The following is a 16,278-nucleotide window of genomic DNA, read 5'->3' on the forward strand; positions in this document are numbered from 1 at the left end:
TTCACAGATGAATCTAGAACAAATCAACCAATCATTAAAATTAACCATCCAGGAGCTTGTCTCCAAGCTATCTGATGAGATTACCGCTAAGAACCTCATTGCCATCCAATTGGTGGAAAGGGATGAGGAACTTAGCCTATTGCGTAAAGAAAAACAGGAATTGACTGAGCTGTTAGAAGTTCAGACAAAACCTGAAGAAGGGAAAGGAGAATAGTAATCATGGCACTTCTCAATATTGACAAAGTAACAGAACCATTTGATTTGGAGACAGCTCTCGCATATATGCGTAAGAATGGAGAGTTCATTCGTTGTAAGACAGCAGAGCAGGATTTTTACATGTATCTTGAAGAAATAAGGCGACCTGCCATAAAAAATGGAAAGCGGCAGTTGGTTACAACAGAAACAGTTTGGGCTTTTAATCAGTGGGGCAGTACCACATTAACTCTGAATCTTTCTGATTTATTCCATGATTGTTTTTATCTGATGCGGTTTGATGAGAACGGTCAACCGGATTGGTCAGACCCCACCATTGTGCAGGAAGGTTCATTAGAAAGTGAGGTGACCGATGAAGGAACTATTAACTCTTAATAAGATTTTATTTTCCATGATTGGAGGCTTGATTGGTAGTCTATTTGGAGAGTTAGATGGTATCTTATATGCCCTACTTGTCTTCATTATTATTGACTATCTAACAGGAATTTTTGCGGCGGTTGTAGAGAAACAATTGTCAAGTAGTATCGGTTTTCGTGGCATCTTTAAAAAGATAGCCATTTTATTTTTAGTTTCACTAGGTCATCTGATTGATACAGCTATTATCAAGCAGGGTGGAACAATTCGAACCATGGTCATTTTCTTTTATCTCAGTAATGAGGGGTTAAGTATCTTAGAAAATACTGTTCGAATTGGTCTACCAATACCTGAGAAACTACAAGCAATCTTAAAACAAATCAACGAGAGGTGAGAAGATATGGGAAAACATCTGGTCATTTGTGGTCATGGACAGGGGCGAACAGGCTATGATCCTGGAGCAGTGAATACCAAACTAGGCATCACAGAAGCAGGAAAGGTTCGAGAATTAGCCAAGTTAATGTCTAAGTACAGTGGACAACAGATTGATTTTATTACCGAACAAAATGTTTATGATTATCGGAGTATTACTAGTATTGGTAAGGGATACGACTCGATTACTGAATTGCACTTCAATGCCTTTAATGGTAGTGCTAAGGGTACAGAAGTCTTGATTCAATCTTCTTTAGAAGCAGACAAGGAAGATATGGCTATCCTATCTCTCCTTTCACGATACTTTCAAAATCGTGGCATTAAGAAGGTAGATTGGCTCTATAATGCCAACCAAGCAGCGAGTCGTGGATATACCTATCGTTTGGTGGAGATTGCCTTCATCGATAATGAACATGACATGGCGATTTTTGAAACCAAGAAAGAGGACATTGCGAAAGGTCTTGTGGCAGCAATAACAGGAGTTGAGGTCAAGACCATAGTTCCCTCGCCCCCCAATTCAATCGCTGGGAGTTCAGGAACTCCTACAAAACCAATCTATCTTGTTGGTGATAGTCTTAGGGTGTTGCCTCATGCGACTCATTATCAGACTGGTCAGAAAATCGCTAACTGGGTCAAGGGGCGAACCTACAAAATCCTCCAAGTAAAAAATGTTCACCAGTCCAACAGTAAGAGAGCTTATCTACTTGATGGAATCAAGTCATGGGTGCTTGAGCAGGATGTAGAAGGAACAACTAAAGGCCATAGTGAGCAGACCTATCAAGCACAGAAAGGGGATACGTATTATGGTATTGCTCGGAAGTTTGGTTTATCAGTAGATGCTCTTCTTGCGGTAAATAGCTTGAAGAAGACGGATATTTTAAGAGTTGGACAAACTCTAAAGGTCAACGCAGTTTCAAGGACAACAACCGCTATTCCAACCAGTGTTGCAAGTCGTGTGGTTGCGTCAGCTTTATCTAAGGTCGGTCAAAAGGTGACCGTTCCATCTAACCCTTATGGTGGACAGTGTGTTGCCTTGGTAGATAAGATTGTTCAAGAACTTACGGATAAGAATATGTCCTATACTAATGCCATTGATTGTTTGAAGAAAGCAAAATCAAATGGTTTCCAAGTCATCTACGATGCTTGGGGTGTGAATCCTAAAGCAGGTGATTTCTATGTCATTCAGACGGATGGTTTGGTATATGGTCACATTGGTGTCTGTGTAACGGATTCAGATGGAAAAAGTATAGATGGCGTGGAACAGAATATTGATGGATATTCTGACCATAATAGGAACGGAATCAATGACCAATTGGAAATTGGTGGCGGTGGTATCACTCGTCGTGTGAAACGTCAATGGATGGCGGATGGCTCACTTTACGATTCAACTGGAACAGTTAAACTGGGTAAAGTTGTAGGTTGGTTTAGAATTTCATAATTATATTATTAGCCTGGTGGAAACATCAGGCTTTATTTTTTTGCCTTTTTTTCAAAAAGCGCGGAAAAATTACTCCCAAACCTACCTAGTAAGGTAGGAGGAATATTTGTATTCCATGAACTGTGGCATAAATTTATCAGGTCGAAATAGTTGGTCTGATAACTTGACTAATATTCCCTTTAGAGTGATATATAGTGTGCCATTACATAGGAAGGAGAGTAAATGTCCGTAAAGAAGATTAGAGTCAATAGACAAAAACATAGGAAGAGGGTCTGTGCCTACATTCGAGTTTCGACGACTAATGGAAGTCAGTTAGATTCATTAGAAAATCAGAAGCAGTATTTTGAAAACCTGTATTCTATTAGAGACGATATTGATTTTATAGGTGTTTATCATGACAGAGGTATATCTGGTTCTAAGGATAATCGTCCAAATTTTCAAGCTATGATTGAAGATTGTCGTAGAGGTAAGATTGATGTTATTCATACCAAGTCAATTGCACGCTTTGCCAGAAATACGGTTACAGTTCTTGAAATTAGTCGTGAACTGAAGGCAATAGGAGTAGACATATTCTTTGAGGAGCAAAACATTCATACCCTTTCAAGTGAGGGGGAAGTGATGCTTTCGGTATTAGCTAGTATCGCAGAGGACGAGTTAAGGAGTATGAGTGGCAATCAACGTTGGGCATTTCAAAAGAAGTTCCAACGAGGTGAGCTAGTCATTAACACCAAGCGATTCTTAGGATACGATTTAGACGAGAATGGTGAATTGATTATCAATCCAGAAGAAGCTTTGATAGTCAGGCAAATATTTGCACTTTACCTTGAAGGGTATGGTACTCACCGTATTGCCAAGCTGTTAAATGAAAAGGGCGTTGCGACTGTTACAGGTGCTAAATGGCATGACAGCACAATCCGTCAAATGTTAAGCAATGAAAAATACAATGGTTCGGTCTTATTGCAGAAGTATTTTCACGATGGTGTGAATGGTCCTAAAAAATTGAATCAGGGTGAACTCGAAAAATATTTTATAGAGGATAATCATGAAGCTATTATTTCCATGGAGGATTGGCAAACAGTCCAGGACAAACTAAGCAGTAGAAGATGGCAAAAAGGTAGAAACAAAACCTATAAATTTACGGGGTTATTAAAGTGTCAGCATTGTGGTTCGACTTTAAAGAGACAAGTTTCTTACAAGAAAAAAATTGTTTGGTGCTGTTCCAAATACATAAAAGAAGGCAAAGTAACTTGTCAGGGGATGCGAGTGCCAGAAGTAGATATTTCAAATTGGGAGATAACCTCACCTGTTACAGTAATAGAAAGGGATAGAAATGGGGAAAAGTATTACAGTTATACCGGCCAAGAAAGTGCAGACCAGTGTTCTTCATCAGGACAGGAAGAAAATCAAAGTAGCCGCATATTGCCGAGTGTCCACCGACCAAGAAGAGCAGCTATCAAGTTATGAAAACCAAGTTAATTATTACCGAGAGTTTATCTCTAAACACGAGGACTATGAGTTAGTTGACATCTATGCGGATGAGGGCATCTCAGCAACCAATACCAAAAAACGCGATGCTTTTAATCGCTTGATACAAGATTGTAAGGCTGGTAAGGTGGATAGGATTTTGGTCAAGTCGATCAGTCGCTTTGCCAGAAACACCCTTGATTGTATCAAATACGTCCGAGAGCTGAAAGAACTGGGTGTTGGTGTGACTTTTGAAAAGGAGAATATTGACAGCCTGGATTCCAAAGGTGAAGTTCTCCTTACAATCCTTTCTTCCTTAGCACAGGATGAGTCACGCTCTATCTCAGAGAATGCGACGTGGGGAATTCGTAAGAAGTTTGAACGTGGGGAAGTTCGGGTGAATACCACAAAGTTCATGGGTTATGACAAGGATGAAAATGGTAAGCTTATCGTTAACCCTCAGCAAGCCGAAATAGTTAAATTAATATACGGGAAATACTTAGAGGGGTATAGTCCCGAGTCCATAGCTAAGTATTTGAATGACAATGAAATACCTGGTTGGACAGGAAAGGCAAATTGGTATCCTAGTGCTATACAGAAAATGCTTCAAAATGAAAAGTACAAAGGTGATGCCTTATTACAAAAGACTTTTACCGTTGATTTTCTGACTAAGAAACGAGTTCAAAATGATGGCCAGGTCAACCAATACTATGTGGAAGGTAGCCATGAGGGCATCATTGATGAGGAGACTTGGGAGACAGTTCAACTGGAAATCGCCAGGCGTAAAACCTACCGAGAGGAACACCAGCTCAAGTCCTATATCATGCAGAGTCAGGACAACCCCTTTACCACCAAGGTGTTCTGCGGAGCCTGCGGGTCAGCCTTTGGGCGGAAGAATTGGGCAACCAGCCGAGGTAAACGCAAGGTCTGGCAATGTAACAACCGCTATCGCATTAAGGGAGTGGAAGGGTGTTACAGTAGCCATTTGGATGAGGCGACACTTGAGCAGATTTTCTTAAAGGCATTAGAGCTATTAAGCGAGAACATCGACTTGCTTGATGGCAAGTGGGAGAAAATCTTAGCAGAGAATCTACTGCTTGACAAGCACTACAGCATGGCATTGAGTGACTTGCTTAAGCAGAAGCAGATGGACTTCAACCCCTCTGACATCTGCCGAGTGCTAGACCATATCAGGATAGGACTTGATGGAGAGATTACGGTTCGATTCCTGGAAGGAACTGAGGTGGGCTTATAAAGTAGATGAAAGGCTGTAATGACAGTGGGATGCCATTGTTGTTACAGCCTTTTTTGCGTTTTTGTGATATAATTTAGGGAGTATTCATTTTAGTTATGAAGAGAAATATGAGTAAGATTGTACTTTGTATTTAATGATAGTAGCAAATCTATGCTACTGAATTTTGAATAGAAATAATAGTTAATTAAGAATATTAAAGACATTTACAGATATGTTTTTCTATATAAATTACTAAAATTAAAAATAGGAGATTGTAATGGTTGAATATACAGGAAATGCGATATGTGATTATTAATGTTGAAGAGGAAAAGTAGAATGACAACAATTTTTTTAACAAAAACAAACTGCACTAATTGCGGAAAACAAAGTACTTTTGAAAGATTTGATATGGCTTTTTGTGATTGGTAAAAGACTTTGAGGGTATGATATAATAGCGCAGAATTTTAGTATAATTAAGATGTAGAAAATTAATGGGAAAACAGCAGGAGAAGATAAATGATATTGAACACAAAGCGATTAAATATACGACCGTTTAGATCAGATGATATCGAAGATGCTTTTGAGATTTATACTGATGCAGATGTATGTAGATATCTTTTAGAAGATGAATGGAATACTGAAGATAAAGAAGAGTTCGAAAAGAAAATTAAAAATAACAAATTAGAGGAGAACTCGAGCTTAAATCTTGCTGTAGTATTGGATAAAAAGGTTAGTTTTTATGTAGGATCATACGGCAGGGGGAACTTTCTTACTATGTGAATGATGGTATTTTGAAATCTATCGGAAAAGATTATATTTTTCAAGAACTCGTGAATCCTATCTACAATCGTAAAGATAATCAAGTCACGGTATCACTGACAGTAAAGTATCTCGACCAGCAGACCAAAGCAACGCAAGTATCTCAATTTGATTTGGTGCTAGAAAAATTAGGAAATAACTGGAAGATTATAAAATAACTTTTAGTACATGGTTATAGCTATTTTGTAATCACGTACTCTCTTTGATAAAAAATTGGAGATTCCTTTACAAATATGCTCTTACGTGCTATTATTTAAGTGACTATTTAAAAGGAGTTAATAAATATGCGGCAAGGTATTCTTAAATAAACTGTCAATTTGATAGCGGGAAAAAATAATTAGATGTCCTTTTTTAGGAGGGCTTAGTTTTTTGTACCCAGTTTAAGAATACCTTTATCATGTGATTCTAAAGTATCCAGAGAATATCTGTATGCTTTGTATACCTATGGTTATGCATAAAAATCCCAGTGATAAAAGTATTTATCACTGGGATTTTTATGCCCTTTTGGGTTTTTGAATGGAGGAAAATCACATGAAAATTATTAATATTGGAGTTTTAGCTCATGTTGATGCAGGAAAAACTACCTTAACAGAAAGCTTATTATATAACAGTGGAGCGATTACAGAATTAGGAAGCGTGGACAAAGGTACAACGAGGACGGATAATACGCTTTTAGAACGTCAGAGAGGAATTACAATTCAGACAGGAATAACCTCTTTTCAGTGGGAAAATACGAAGGTGAACATCATAGACACGCCAGGACATATGGATTTCTTAGCAGAAGTATATCGTTCATTATCAGTTTTAGATGGGGCAATTCTACTGATTTCTGCAAAAGATGGCGTACAAGCACAAACTCGTATATTATTTCATGCACTTAGGAAAATGGGGATTCCCACAATCTTTTTTATCAATAAGATTGACCAAAATGGAATTGATTTATCAACGGTTTATCAGGATATTAAAGAGAAACTTTCTGCCGAAATTGTAATCAAACAGAAGGTAGAACTGTATCCTAATATGTGTGTGACGAACTTTACCGAATCTGAACAATGGGATACGGTAATAGAGGGAAACGATGACCTTTTAGAGAAATATATGTCCGGTAAATCATTAGAAGCATTGGAACTCGAACAAGAGGAAAGCATAAGATTTCAGAATTGTTCTCTGTTCCCTGTTTATCATGGAAGCGCAAAAAGCAACATAGGGATTGAGCAGCTTATAGAAGTGATAACGAATAAATTTTATTCATCAACATACAGAAAGAAGTCTGAACTTTGCGGAAATGTCTTCAAAATTGAATATTCGGAAGAAAGACAACGTCTTGCATATGTACGCCTTTATGGCGGAATCCTGCATTTGCGGGATTCGGTTAGAATATCGGAAAAGGAAAAAATAAAAATTACAGAAATGTATACTTCAATAAATGGTGAATTATGTAAAATTGATAAGGCTTATTCCGGGGAAATTGTTATTTTGCAAAATGAGTTTTTGAAGCTAAATAGTGTTCTTGGAGATACAAAGCTATTGCCACAGAGAGAGAGAATTGAAAATCCGCTCCCTCTGCTGCAAACAACTGTTGAACCGAGCAAACCTCAACAAAGGGAAATGTTACTTGATGCACTTTTAGAAATCTCCGACAGTGACCCGCTTCTACAATATTATGTGGATTCTACGACACATGAAATCATACTTTCTTTCTTAGGGAAAGTACAAATGGAAGTGACTTGTGCTCTATTGCAAGAAAAGTATCATGTGGAGGTAAAAATAAAAAAGCCTACAGTCATTTATATGGAAAGACCGTTAAAAAAAGCAGAGTATACCATTCACATCGAAGTGCCACCGAATCCCTTCTGGGCTTCCATTGGTCTTTCTGTAGCACCGCTTCCATTAGGGAGCGGAGTACAGTATGAGAGCTCGGTTTCTCTTGGATACTTAAATCAATCGTTTCAAAATGCAGTTATGGAAGGGATACGATATGGCTGTGAACAAGGATTGTATGGTTGGAATGTGACGGACTGTAAAATCTGTTTTAAGTATGGCTTATACTATAGCCCTGTTAGTACCCCAGCAGATTTTCGGATGCTTGCTCCTATTGTATTGGAACAAGTTTTAAAAAAAGCTGGAACAGAATTGTTAGAGCCATATCTTAGTTTTAAAATTTATGCACCACAAGAATATCTTTCACGAGCATATAACGATGCTCCCAAATATTGTGCAAATATCGTAAATACTCAACTGAAAAATAATGAGGTCATTCTTAGTGGAGAAATCCCTGCTCGGTGTATTCAAGAATATCGTAGTGATTTAACTTTCTTTACAAATGGACGTAGTGTTTGTTTAACAGAGTTAAAAGGGTACCATGTTACTACCGGTGAACCTGTTTGCCAGCCCCGTCGTCCAAATAGTCGGATAGATAAAGTACGATATATGTTCAATAAAATAACTTAGTGTATTTTATGTTGTTATATAAATATGGTTTCTTGTTAAATAAGATGAAATATTCTTTAATAAAGATTTGAATTAAAGTGTAAAGGAGGAGATAGTTATTATAAACTACAAGTGGATATTGTGTCCTGTATGTGGAAATAAAACACGATTAAAGATAAGGGAAGATACTGAATTAAAAAAATTCCCCCTCTATTGTCCGAAATGCAGACAAGAAAATTTAATTGAAATAAAGCAGTTCAAAGTAACTGTGATTACAGAGCCAGACGCAAAGACGCAGAGCCGATAAAATGAGATTAATACAATCTCATTTTATCGGCTCTTTCCGTTATGTATGGATTCTTTTAATTAGTCTTCGATGTTTCTTGCTTCGTTGATACCGCTGGCTAAAGATTCCATTAAGGATAGTTCTTTGTCTGTAAAGCTATCCATGTATTTCTCTATCTGTAATCGTCGGGTGCTTTTTACCAAGTTATTAGCAGGTAAGAAAAATTCATCAACGGAAACATGAAGTAACGATACAAGGTCATAAAGAACTTGTATGCTGGGGTGTTGCCCTTTATTTTCAATATTAGTTAAGTACCGTGGGTCAATTTCAATCAATGCTCCCACTTGTTCACGAGTTAAACCTCGTTTCAATCGAGCTTCTTTAATGGCTAAACCAAAGGCTCTAAAATCATATTTATCTTCTTTTTTACGCATAGTAGACCACCTCTATACATTTTATTGTTCCTACTGAATTAAAAACAGGTATAGAAAAACGTGTTATATGGTTTATAGGTTTATATTTAATAAAAAGCACTACTAAACGCCAATAAAAAAAACCGTTATATGGTAGTGCTATTTACGCTGTTAAAATATTGTATATTACTTCCAAATGGCGGTTTGTTGGAGGTCAACGTCGCCATGAAGTACATCATATACAATAAATTTCCTTACATTGGGTTCTTGTCAAAAAAAGTCGTCTATCTGCAATAGATAAGTACGTCCACCAATGTGGTTTTATAAATCATATAGATAGAATAACAGAAGCATGTAAACAGAGAAATAAATCTGTTTATATGCTTTTTTGGCTATTCAGAACTTTTTTACAAAGTTTATTTATCAGTAATGCAACAAATCCCCCTTTCACATTGGGACTAAGAGTGAAAGGAGATAAACGAGCAAGGCTCACTTCCTTTCCTAGACAGAAAGGGGGTGAGAAACATGAAACCATCTTCTTTTCAGACCACAATAGAAAATCAGTTTGACTATATCTGTAAACGTGCTATGGAAGACGAGCGAAAGAATTATATGCTTTATCTTTCAAGGATTGCAAAGCGTGAGGTGTCCTTTTCGGATGTTGGCGATTATCTTGTTAGCCAGTTTGCGACAACAGATAACTATTCAACTGACTTTCAGATTTTTACACTCAATGGGTTATCAGTAGGCGTTGAAAATGATTTGTTGAGTGAAGCATTACGTGAGTTGCCAGACAAGAAACGTGAAATTCTACTGCTGTTTTACTTTATGGACATGAGCGATTCAGAAATTGCAGACCTGTTGAAATTGAACCGCTCTACTGTCTATCGACATAGAACCAGTGGACTAGACTTAATCAAGAAGTTTATGGAGGAGGAAAATGAAGAATGAGAAAAGAATATTCCAGAATTCCGTTTCCAATGATTGTAAGGGCTTGTGATGGCGATACAGAAGCGATTAACCAGATTCTTCATCATTACAGAGGGTACATTACAAAACGCTCTCTTAGACTGATGAAAGATGAGTATAAGTATGTTGATTATTTACAGAGTTTAAATATTCTTCTTACGCAAGCAATAAATGATTTGGGTAAGGTGGCATGAGCAAATTCAAATACACTGAAGTAGAACAACAATTTAATAATGTTTTGAATTATCAGTCAAAAGAATTAAGCTCGATTAAAAGACCTGATATGGCGTCTGCTGAAGCTTGCATTTCTGAAAGCGAAGCAATGCTGAAGGAATTAGGCATTGCTACAGAGAACTTGCCTAAAGTAGTTTATCCTACACCTAATAGGGTTATGGTTGTTCCTACGTGGGAAGAATTGTGCAATCAAGCTGAACAGAAAGTTGGTTCAACAACAGATTTAGAATCCCTTTTTACGTTTGAAGAATTGAGAATGAGTCAAGCTGCTCTGCGTGCATTGAACGCCGATTACAATAACATTCATAAGCTTGATAAAATAGATATTACTATTTGTGCCGCAGCAGGTATGCTAGGAGCAGTTGTTGATATTCTGCTAATAGGAATTCCTCAAAAAACACAAGAAGGATTAAAAGGTGGGCCACTTTCCAATTATGTAAGAGATTGGTTCAATCAAAGATTCCCTGAGGAAGAAATGGAGAAACTTGCTAATTCAAAAGTAAGCAAAGTATCATTTGATGCTCAAGATAATCGCCATACGACAGAATATGTTACCGGGTTATCTGCTTACTATCATAGATTGCTATCGCTAGGGCATGACCCTATCCTTGGATTGATATTTGGGGTCTATGATATTTTGAACGGTAAAATGACGACGATCGATAAAACTGGCAAAATAGTATCACAGGTTATGGAGAACTATGCAGACCGAAAAGAAAGTGATATCTTTGCTGCAATTGCTAAGCAGATTATTCATTTCAAATCTGACATTACAACTTCTATGGGTTTACCAGCGCCTTTGATGGCATTATTTAACTTACTCCAGTTTGGAAGTATCGGAGAAGAAGAACAGACAATTGCTGAAATTGTGCAGGGAATGTATTACGAAGGTTATGATTTCATTAATTTTTGTAGTATGTCAATTCCAACAATGCTAGTTGAAGTAATCATCAGATTAGGCTATGGCATTAAAAGGATTAAAGAAGGTAATTCTATAAAGAACTCGATTCCATTTTCATTAAATCGAGAAAAGCATCCTAAGCTGAGCACTATGTTATTCATTGGGTATTCAGCGGCTACAGCTGTAAATGCTGGAAAGGTTTACTTTACTAAAAATCCTATGGCAATAAACTATCCTCAATGGGTAGCATTTGCTAAATACTCATACAAACAATTGAAATGGGTGTTGTTGGAGAAACCAGAACTTAGAGATGCTTACTTTAGAGGTATCATTGCTGAAGAATTGAATGAAGTATATGTTGAAATAGATAAATCCTTCGCGGAAATGTCCGAAGAATATATAGTCGTCTTTAATTAAAAACAACCCGCTCAACCATCATGTCTGGGAGAGTTTCATTCCACAGTATAATTCTAAATTTTATAACTTTGATTTCGTTCTATAGTATAGAGGGGGGCTCTCACCACACGTGGAGTGCGTAGTGTTGCTACAACGAAGCAACGGGTAAAAATCCTTTATTTTAAGCACTTTTTCAAGCATTTTGTCTTTATTGAAAAGAGTGATTTTGACATAAAAAAGGTTCAAAAAAAGTACATTGATGTGAATGTCTGTTTGGATGTCGACTGCGTAGACAAAAAATAGATACGTCATAAAATATAATAGTTCAACGAGAACATTTTAATAAGTGTTCTCGTTTTTTTATTTTAAGGAGGAATTCATGAAAAAGAAGGAACAATCATCACGCCAAATCGTGATGTGTCATCTCGTGGCTATTTTAGGAGTTGATATTGAGAAAGCAACTCATCTGGTTGATGAATTGGAACAAGTAGGTTTAATCCGATTTGATGAATTCGGAAATGTTGGACTTGTAGTCTTGGAGGGATAATCATGAAACGAATTACCGCTAATCAGTATCAGACATCAGAGCGTTATTATAAACTCCCAAAAGTCTTGTTTGAGAGTGAACGGTATAAGGATATGAAGCTGGAAGTTAAGGTAGCCTACGCGGTTTTAAAGGATCGGTTGGAGTTGTCTTTGAGTAAAGGTTGGATTGATGAGGATGGGGCTATTTATTTGATTTATTCCAATTCAAATCTGATGGCACTTTTAGGCTGTTCAAAGTCAAAATTACTCTCTATCAAGAAAACCTTACGTGAATATGGCTTAATTGATGAAGTCCAACAGTCCTCTAGTGAAAAAGGTCGAATGGCAAATAAAATTTACTTGGGGGAATTAGAACATGAAACTACTCCAGTCTTACATACAGACGGGGCTAGTGTTAAAAAAACACTAGGGGGGTCTCAAGGAAAGACGGGGCCGGTCTTAAATTCAGCCCCTAGTGAGACTGAAGGAAGTGAGACTAAATATAGTGAAACTAAAGGGAGTGATTTCCTTATTGAGGACGAGGAGGAAAGGCAGCTAGTAGATGAGAAACAAGAAGAAAACTTTACTTCAAAAGTCGATGGCGTGACCAAGTACGATCGAGACTATATTTGGGGTTTGGTTCATGACCAGTTAAGACAGACTGGTCTATCTCAGTCAGCTAGTGACTATGCCATGATTTATTTTAGTGACCGTTATCAGTATGCTTTGGAACATATGCGATTTGCTCGGTCAGCGGAAGTAATAGCTGAATACGTATTTAATGGTGTGCTGTCAGAGTGGACCAAGCAACTGAGACGACAAGAAGTAAAGGGAGGTGATTAAGTTGATTTGGTGAATACTAGGCGGAATCTATCTGATTTCTATCATCATTTTGATTGTTGAAATCATCCGTGCACCAGAAATGGATGATCATATATAAGCAAGAGTTTTACAAGTGTAAGGCTCTTTTTTAGTTGGAAAGAGAGGAAAAATGAAATTTTTAGATTTATTTGCTGGGATAGGTGGTTTTAGGCTAGGGATGGAATCACAGGGTCATAAATGCCTGGGCTTTTGTGAAATTGATAAATTCGCCAGAACATCTTATAAAGCCATGTTTAATACAGAAGGGGAAATAGAATACCATGACATTAAAGAGGTCACAGACCATGACTTTAGACAATTTAGAGGGCAAGTGGACATCATCTGCGGGGGATTTCCTTGCCAAGCTTTTTCACTCGCAGGAAGACGATTGGGATTTGAAGATACTCGAGGGACTCTCTTTTTTGAGATTGCTCGAGCGGCCAAACAAATCCAACCACGTTTTCTATTTTTGGAAAACGTCAAAGGCCTACTCAATCACGAGGAGGGACGGACGTTCGCCACTATCCTCTCCACGATGGATGAATTGGGGTATGATGTCGAATGGCAGGTGCTTAACAGTAAGGACTTCCAAGTCCCGCAAAACAGAGAGCGGGTCTTTATTATCGGACATTCTAGAAGATACCGTTCCAGATTCATATTTCCTCTCAGAAGAGAAAACAGCCCAGCTCATCTTGAAAGGCTAGGAAATATCAATCCCTCTAAACGTGGTTTGAATGGTGAAGTCTATCTGACGAGTGGACTTGCTCCTACACTAACAAGAGGTAAAGGAGAGGGAGCTAAAATCGCCATTCCAGTCTTAACACCAGATAGACTAGAAAAACGGCAACATGGTCGTCGATTTAAGGACAATCAAGACCCTATGTTTACTTTGACAAGTCAAGACAGACACGGAGTTGTTGTCGCAGGAAATCTGCCGACTAGCTTTGACCAGACTGGAAGAGTATTTGACATATCTGGCTTGTCACCGACTTTGACCACCATGCAAGGTGGAGACAAGGTGCCAAAGATTTTGCTGAGGGAGGAGCTGCCATTTCTGAAAATCAAGGAAGCCACAAAAACAGGGTACGCAAAGGCAACTCTTGGAGACTCTGTTAATCTGGCTTATCCAGACTCAACCAAACGTAGGGGACGTGTGGGAAAGGGAATATCCAATACTCTGACGACTTCAGACAATATGGGAGTGGTGGTTGCTGCTCTGGAATATCGACAGGATAAGTGGTATGAAGTCACAGGCATTGTCTTAGAGGGAAAACTTTATCGCCTGAGAATAAGACGACTGACACCAAGAGAGTGTTTCAGACTTCAAGGCTTTCCTGATTGGGCTTATGAAAGAGCAGAAAGTGTTTCCAGTAAGAGCCAGCTATACAAACAGGCCGGCAATAGCGTGACTGTCACAGTTATTGAAGCCATTGCCAGAGAATTTAGAAGAACGGAAGAGGAAGAAAAACATGAACTTACTACATAAGAAAAGTATCCTAGATTGTACTGAATTAGAAGAACGTATTCACCAAGCTGAAACCAATCAGCTATTACAAAAGATACTGTCGCTCCCCAATTTTGATTGTGACTTTGAGGTGACTTTTGAAGATGATTACCACAAAGAGATGAATGATCCCCTATTCTACGAATCCAATCTTCATCAGATTTCGGATTTTATGGAAACTAGGGATATTAAAAATGGTGTAGATACACTACTGACGAAAGACAATCACCTGGCCTTTCGTGCCTTTGGTGAAAATTATTCTGCTAGAGGAAAGGATGGCATTTTAACGACTTTAGTGATAGTCAAGTGCTTTGGTGAAGGACGGATGCCCATTGCTATGAGACGAATCATCTCATCAAGAACATCTGCAAGTGAAATCCCTTTTGTATAGCTATATTTTTTTGAATAATTTTGCCATTGTTTATTCTGAATAGGGTCAGATTTGAACCTCTCGAGTAGTTCAATAATCTTTTCAAAATCGAGCTCTGTTTCGCGATATGAAAACGTTCTCTGACAGGCATTTTTCAACTGAATGAAGTCAATGTCTTCTTTTTTCAGTTTTGAAAGAATATAAACATCGTAAAAATCTTTGCTTCTACTGTTCAAGAAGTTACGTGAATAGACGGTTTGAAGTTTTTCAGCTAGAATTGTTTCAATTGTATAAGCAATGATTGGAAAATTGTCTTCATCAAAAATAGCTTTATAGTCGTATGTAATCGGCTGAGGAGTTACAACATCACCTGTCGCAATATCCAAATGGATAACTTGTTTAATATTCTCAAGTTGGCACGAAATTGTTGCTCGATAGCCACCATAGTCATCACTTTCTTTAATAGCTGTGATTGATTGAATCACAAAAGATATACCTTCTTCGGAATCTGCTAAAATTTCCTTGAGTTGCTGTTTAACAGTTTCTTCTGAGAGTGTTATTTGATGGAATAAAAAGTCAATATCAACAGTGCTACGAGATTCAACTCCGATGACATTCGAAAGTAGGAATCCTCCTTTGAAGATATAGTGATTTGAATAAGAACTTTGACTTAATTTTTTCAAAATGACTTCTAGGAAGTAATAGGTCATGACGGAATTAAAGGTTAAACCAGTATTCTTTGATATTTTATGACAGAGTGCTGTTAATTTAGCTTTGTTCATATTAGAACCTCCAGAGTTTGTTTAACTTTTTCTAAAGTATTCATTTTTGTCGCATATTCATAGAGTTTTGCTAGATTTTTTTTAGGATAGTTTCCATAAGATTGAAGTGTCTTGACAAAGAGTTCGGAATCAATCTTTTCTCGATGTATTACAAAATCACAAATAATACGTTCAAAATCATATACCCTTACGTTGTTTCCCATAGGAGTAGGTACAGTAGTCATTCCCAGCTCGCTGTATTCTTTAGAGACAAAGTGAATATTTAGATTAGCTGGAGGAGTATTAAAGCGGTAGCCTCTAGGAACTGTCACATCAAAATATTGTGGAATTTCATCTGTAAACTGTTGTAGATACAGTGCCGAAATATAAGAGAAAATAGCCTTAGGAAAACGATATTGAAAGAAGTAGTATTCATCATAGTCTCCGTTTTGGGTTAGGAAAATACCTTTTTCAACTCGGAAGATAATGCCTTCTTTCTCTAGTCTTGTCAGATATATTGTTGGAATACCTAGTGCTTTACAATCTTTGTTTGTGACAATGCCATTGTTCTTTTCTATAAAATCGAGTAGAATCTCTTTTTTTGACATACTTACTCCTTCTAATGTTGCTTTTATACTACAATTTTACAATATTTGTAGTGCAAAAGCAACATT

General features: G+C 37.5%; 17 protein-coding genes and 4 pseudogenes. 18 read left to right on the forward strand and 3 right to left on the reverse strand.

What is annotated here, in order from left to right; all coding sequences use genetic code 11:
* Positions 1-7: 7 nt before the first annotated feature.
* The 11 genes and pseudogenes from PW220_RS04130 (at position 8) to PW220_RS04180 (ending at position 8,691) form a co-directional block, all read left to right on the forward strand.
* Complete coding sequence (locus PW220_RS04130; RefSeq protein WP_044685893.1) at positions 8-214, forward strand: hypothetical protein; 207 nt, start codon at positions 8-10, stop codon at positions 212-214.
* Between the two features lie 5 nt (positions 215-219).
* Positions 220-588: a hypothetical protein gene (locus PW220_RS04135; protein ID WP_044777349.1), complete on the forward strand. Its 369-nt coding sequence runs from the start codon at positions 220-222 to the stop codon at positions 586-588.
* Positions 566-961, forward strand: coding sequence for a phage holin family protein (locus tag PW220_RS04140; RefSeq protein WP_014636353.1), 396 nt, complete (start codon positions 566-568; stop codon positions 959-961). The genes PW220_RS04135 and PW220_RS04140 overlap by 23 nt, the downstream gene beginning before the upstream one ends.
* Positions 962-967: 6 nt before the next feature.
* Positions 968-2,437 carry a LysM peptidoglycan-binding domain-containing protein gene (locus PW220_RS04145; protein WP_248054457.1) on the forward strand — a complete coding sequence of 490 codons (1,470 nt, stop codon included), beginning with the start codon at positions 968-970 and terminating at the stop codon, positions 2,435-2,437.
* A gap of 222 nt (positions 2,438-2,659) precedes the next feature.
* The gene (locus PW220_RS04150) at positions 2,660-3,901 is read left to right on the forward strand and encodes a recombinase family protein (protein WP_248054456.1); all 1,242 of its coding nucleotides are present in this window, start codon (positions 2,660-2,662) and stop codon (positions 3,899-3,901) included.
* The gene (locus PW220_RS04155; protein ID WP_459565360.1) at positions 3,804-5,156 is read left to right on the forward strand and encodes a recombinase family protein; all 1,353 of its coding nucleotides are present in this window, start codon (positions 3,804-3,806) and stop codon (positions 5,154-5,156) included. The genes PW220_RS04150 and PW220_RS04155 overlap by 98 nt, the downstream gene beginning before the upstream one ends.
* A gap of 495 nt (positions 5,157-5,651) precedes the next feature.
* Positions 5,652-5,915, forward strand: a complete 264-nt coding sequence (locus PW220_RS04160; protein ID WP_105154058.1) for a GNAT family N-acetyltransferase — start codon at positions 5,652-5,654, stop codon at positions 5,913-5,915.
* Positions 5,897-6,112, forward strand: a pseudogene (locus PW220_RS04165) (conjugal transfer protein); the annotation flags it as partial. The gene PW220_RS04160 and the pseudogene PW220_RS04165, both read left to right, overlap by 19 nt.
* Positions 6,113-6,422: 310 nt before the next feature.
* Positions 6,423-6,470: pseudogene (locus tag PW220_RS10350) on the forward strand (hypothetical protein); the annotation flags it as partial.
* 15 nt (positions 6,471-6,485) lie between these two features.
* Positions 6,486-8,405 (forward strand): tetracycline resistance ribosomal protection protein Tet(M), encoded by a 1,920-nt coding sequence (gene tet(M) / locus PW220_RS04175; protein ID WP_148115658.1) that lies wholly within the window; start codon positions 6,486-6,488, stop codon positions 8,403-8,405.
* Between the two features lie 100 nt (positions 8,406-8,505).
* On the forward strand, positions 8,506-8,691 hold the full coding sequence (locus PW220_RS04180) for a cysteine-rich KTR domain-containing protein (RefSeq protein ID WP_011058338.1): 186 nt from the start codon (positions 8,506-8,508) through the stop codon (positions 8,689-8,691).
* A gap of 59 nt (positions 8,692-8,750) precedes the next feature.
* On the opposite strand, the gene PW220_RS04185 is transcribed toward PW220_RS04180, so the two are convergent.
* Positions 8,751-9,104 (reverse strand): helix-turn-helix transcriptional regulator, encoded by a 354-nt coding sequence (locus tag PW220_RS04185; protein WP_001227347.1) that lies wholly within the window; start codon positions 9,102-9,104, stop codon positions 8,751-8,753.
* A 504-nt stretch (positions 9,105-9,608) separates the two neighbouring features.
* Here PW220_RS04185 and PW220_RS04190 point away from each other — a divergent pair.
* The 7 genes and pseudogenes from PW220_RS04190 to PW220_RS04220 form a co-directional block, all read left to right on the forward strand.
* Entirely contained in the window at positions 9,609-10,034 is a 426-nt protein-coding gene (locus PW220_RS04190; RefSeq protein ID WP_053867061.1) for a sigma-70 family RNA polymerase sigma factor, read from the forward strand.
* Positions 10,031-10,171, forward strand: a pseudogene (locus PW220_RS04195) (helix-turn-helix domain-containing protein); the annotation flags it as partial. The gene PW220_RS04190 and the pseudogene PW220_RS04195, both read left to right, overlap by 4 nt.
* Before the next feature lie 71 nt (positions 10,172-10,242).
* Positions 10,243-11,604, forward strand: coding sequence for a hypothetical protein (locus PW220_RS04200; protein ID WP_105127925.1), 1,362 nt, complete (start codon positions 10,243-10,245; stop codon positions 11,602-11,604).
* Between the two features lie 358 nt (positions 11,605-11,962).
* Positions 11,963-12,130, forward strand: a complete 168-nt coding sequence (locus PW220_RS04205; protein ID WP_141587600.1) for a hypothetical protein — start codon at positions 11,963-11,965, stop codon at positions 12,128-12,130.
* A 2-nt stretch (positions 12,131-12,132) separates the two neighbouring features.
* Positions 12,133-12,951, forward strand: coding sequence for a replication initiator protein A (locus tag PW220_RS04210; RefSeq protein WP_248054455.1), 819 nt, complete (start codon positions 12,133-12,135; stop codon positions 12,949-12,951).
* A 148-nt stretch (positions 12,952-13,099) separates the two neighbouring features.
* Positions 13,100-14,455 (forward strand): DNA (cytosine-5-)-methyltransferase, encoded by a 1,356-nt coding sequence (gene dcm, locus PW220_RS04215; RefSeq protein ID WP_248054454.1) that lies wholly within the window; start codon positions 13,100-13,102, stop codon positions 14,453-14,455.
* Positions 14,439-14,831: pseudogene (locus PW220_RS04220) on the forward strand (hypothetical protein); the annotation flags it as partial. The gene dcm and the pseudogene PW220_RS04220, both read left to right, overlap by 17 nt.
* Here PW220_RS04220 and PW220_RS04225 read toward each other — a convergent pair.
* Together PW220_RS04225 and PW220_RS04230 are read right to left on the reverse strand one after the other, a co-directional pair.
* Entirely contained in the window at positions 14,729-15,625 is an 897-nt protein-coding gene (locus tag PW220_RS04225; protein WP_316716454.1) for a nucleotidyl transferase AbiEii/AbiGii toxin family protein, read from the reverse strand. The pseudogene PW220_RS04220 and the gene PW220_RS04225 overlap by 103 nt on opposite strands.
* Positions 15,622-16,212: a type IV toxin-antitoxin system AbiEi family antitoxin domain-containing protein gene (locus PW220_RS04230; RefSeq protein ID WP_000037239.1), complete on the reverse strand. Its 591-nt coding sequence runs from the start codon at positions 16,210-16,212 to the stop codon at positions 15,622-15,624. Before PW220_RS04230 ends, PW220_RS04225 begins: the two co-directional genes overlap by 4 nt.
* Positions 16,213-16,278 lie beyond the last annotated feature (66 nt).

Origin of the sequence: Streptococcus sp. 29892 (assembly GCF_032594935.1) — a bacterium.
GTDB classification, from domain to species: Bacteria; Bacillota; Bacilli; order Lactobacillales; family Streptococcaceae; genus Streptococcus; species Streptococcus hyiners.

Excerpts from the sequence above, each read along its gene's own strand:
- PW220_RS04200 (WP_105127925.1), top strand. The coding sequence starts at position 10,243 with ATGAGCAAATTCAAATACACTGAAGTAGAACAACAATTTAATAATGTT.
- PW220_RS04150 (WP_248054456.1), top strand. The coding sequence starts at position 2,660 with ATGTCCGTAAAGAAGATTAGAGTCAATAGACAAAAACATAGGAAGAGG.
- PW220_RS04190 (WP_053867061.1), top strand. The coding sequence starts at position 9,609 with ATGAAACCATCTTCTTTTCAGACCACAATAGAAAATCAGTTTGACTAT.
- PW220_RS04135 (WP_044777349.1), top strand. The coding sequence starts at position 220 with ATGGCACTTCTCAATATTGACAAAGTAACAGAACCATTTGATTTGGAG.
- PW220_RS04230 (WP_000037239.1), bottom strand. The coding sequence starts at position 16,212 with ATGTCAAAAAAAGAGATTCTACTCGATTTTATAGAAAAGAACAATGGC.
- PW220_RS04160 (WP_105154058.1), top strand. The coding sequence starts at position 5,652 with ATGATATTGAACACAAAGCGATTAAATATACGACCGTTTAGATCAGAT.
- PW220_RS04130 (WP_044685893.1), top strand. The coding sequence starts at position 8 with ATGAATCTAGAACAAATCAACCAATCATTAAAATTAACCATCCAGGAG.
- PW220_RS04145 (WP_248054457.1), top strand. The coding sequence starts at position 968 with ATGGGAAAACATCTGGTCATTTGTGGTCATGGACAGGGGCGAACAGGC.
- PW220_RS04185 (WP_001227347.1), bottom strand. The coding sequence starts at position 9,104 with ATGCGTAAAAAAGAAGATAAATATGATTTTAGAGCCTTTGGTTTAGCC.
- PW220_RS04210 (WP_248054455.1), top strand. The coding sequence starts at position 12,133 with ATGAAACGAATTACCGCTAATCAGTATCAGACATCAGAGCGTTATTAT.
- PW220_RS04225 (WP_316716454.1), bottom strand. The coding sequence starts at position 15,625 with ATGAACAAAGCTAAATTAACAGCACTCTGTCATAAAATATCAAAGAAT.
- PW220_RS04140 (WP_014636353.1), top strand. The coding sequence starts at position 566 with ATGAAGGAACTATTAACTCTTAATAAGATTTTATTTTCCATGATTGGA.
- PW220_RS04205 (WP_141587600.1), top strand. The coding sequence starts at position 11,963 with ATGAAAAAGAAGGAACAATCATCACGCCAAATCGTGATGTGTCATCTC.
- dcm (WP_248054454.1), top strand. The coding sequence starts at position 13,100 with ATGAAATTTTTAGATTTATTTGCTGGGATAGGTGGTTTTAGGCTAGGG.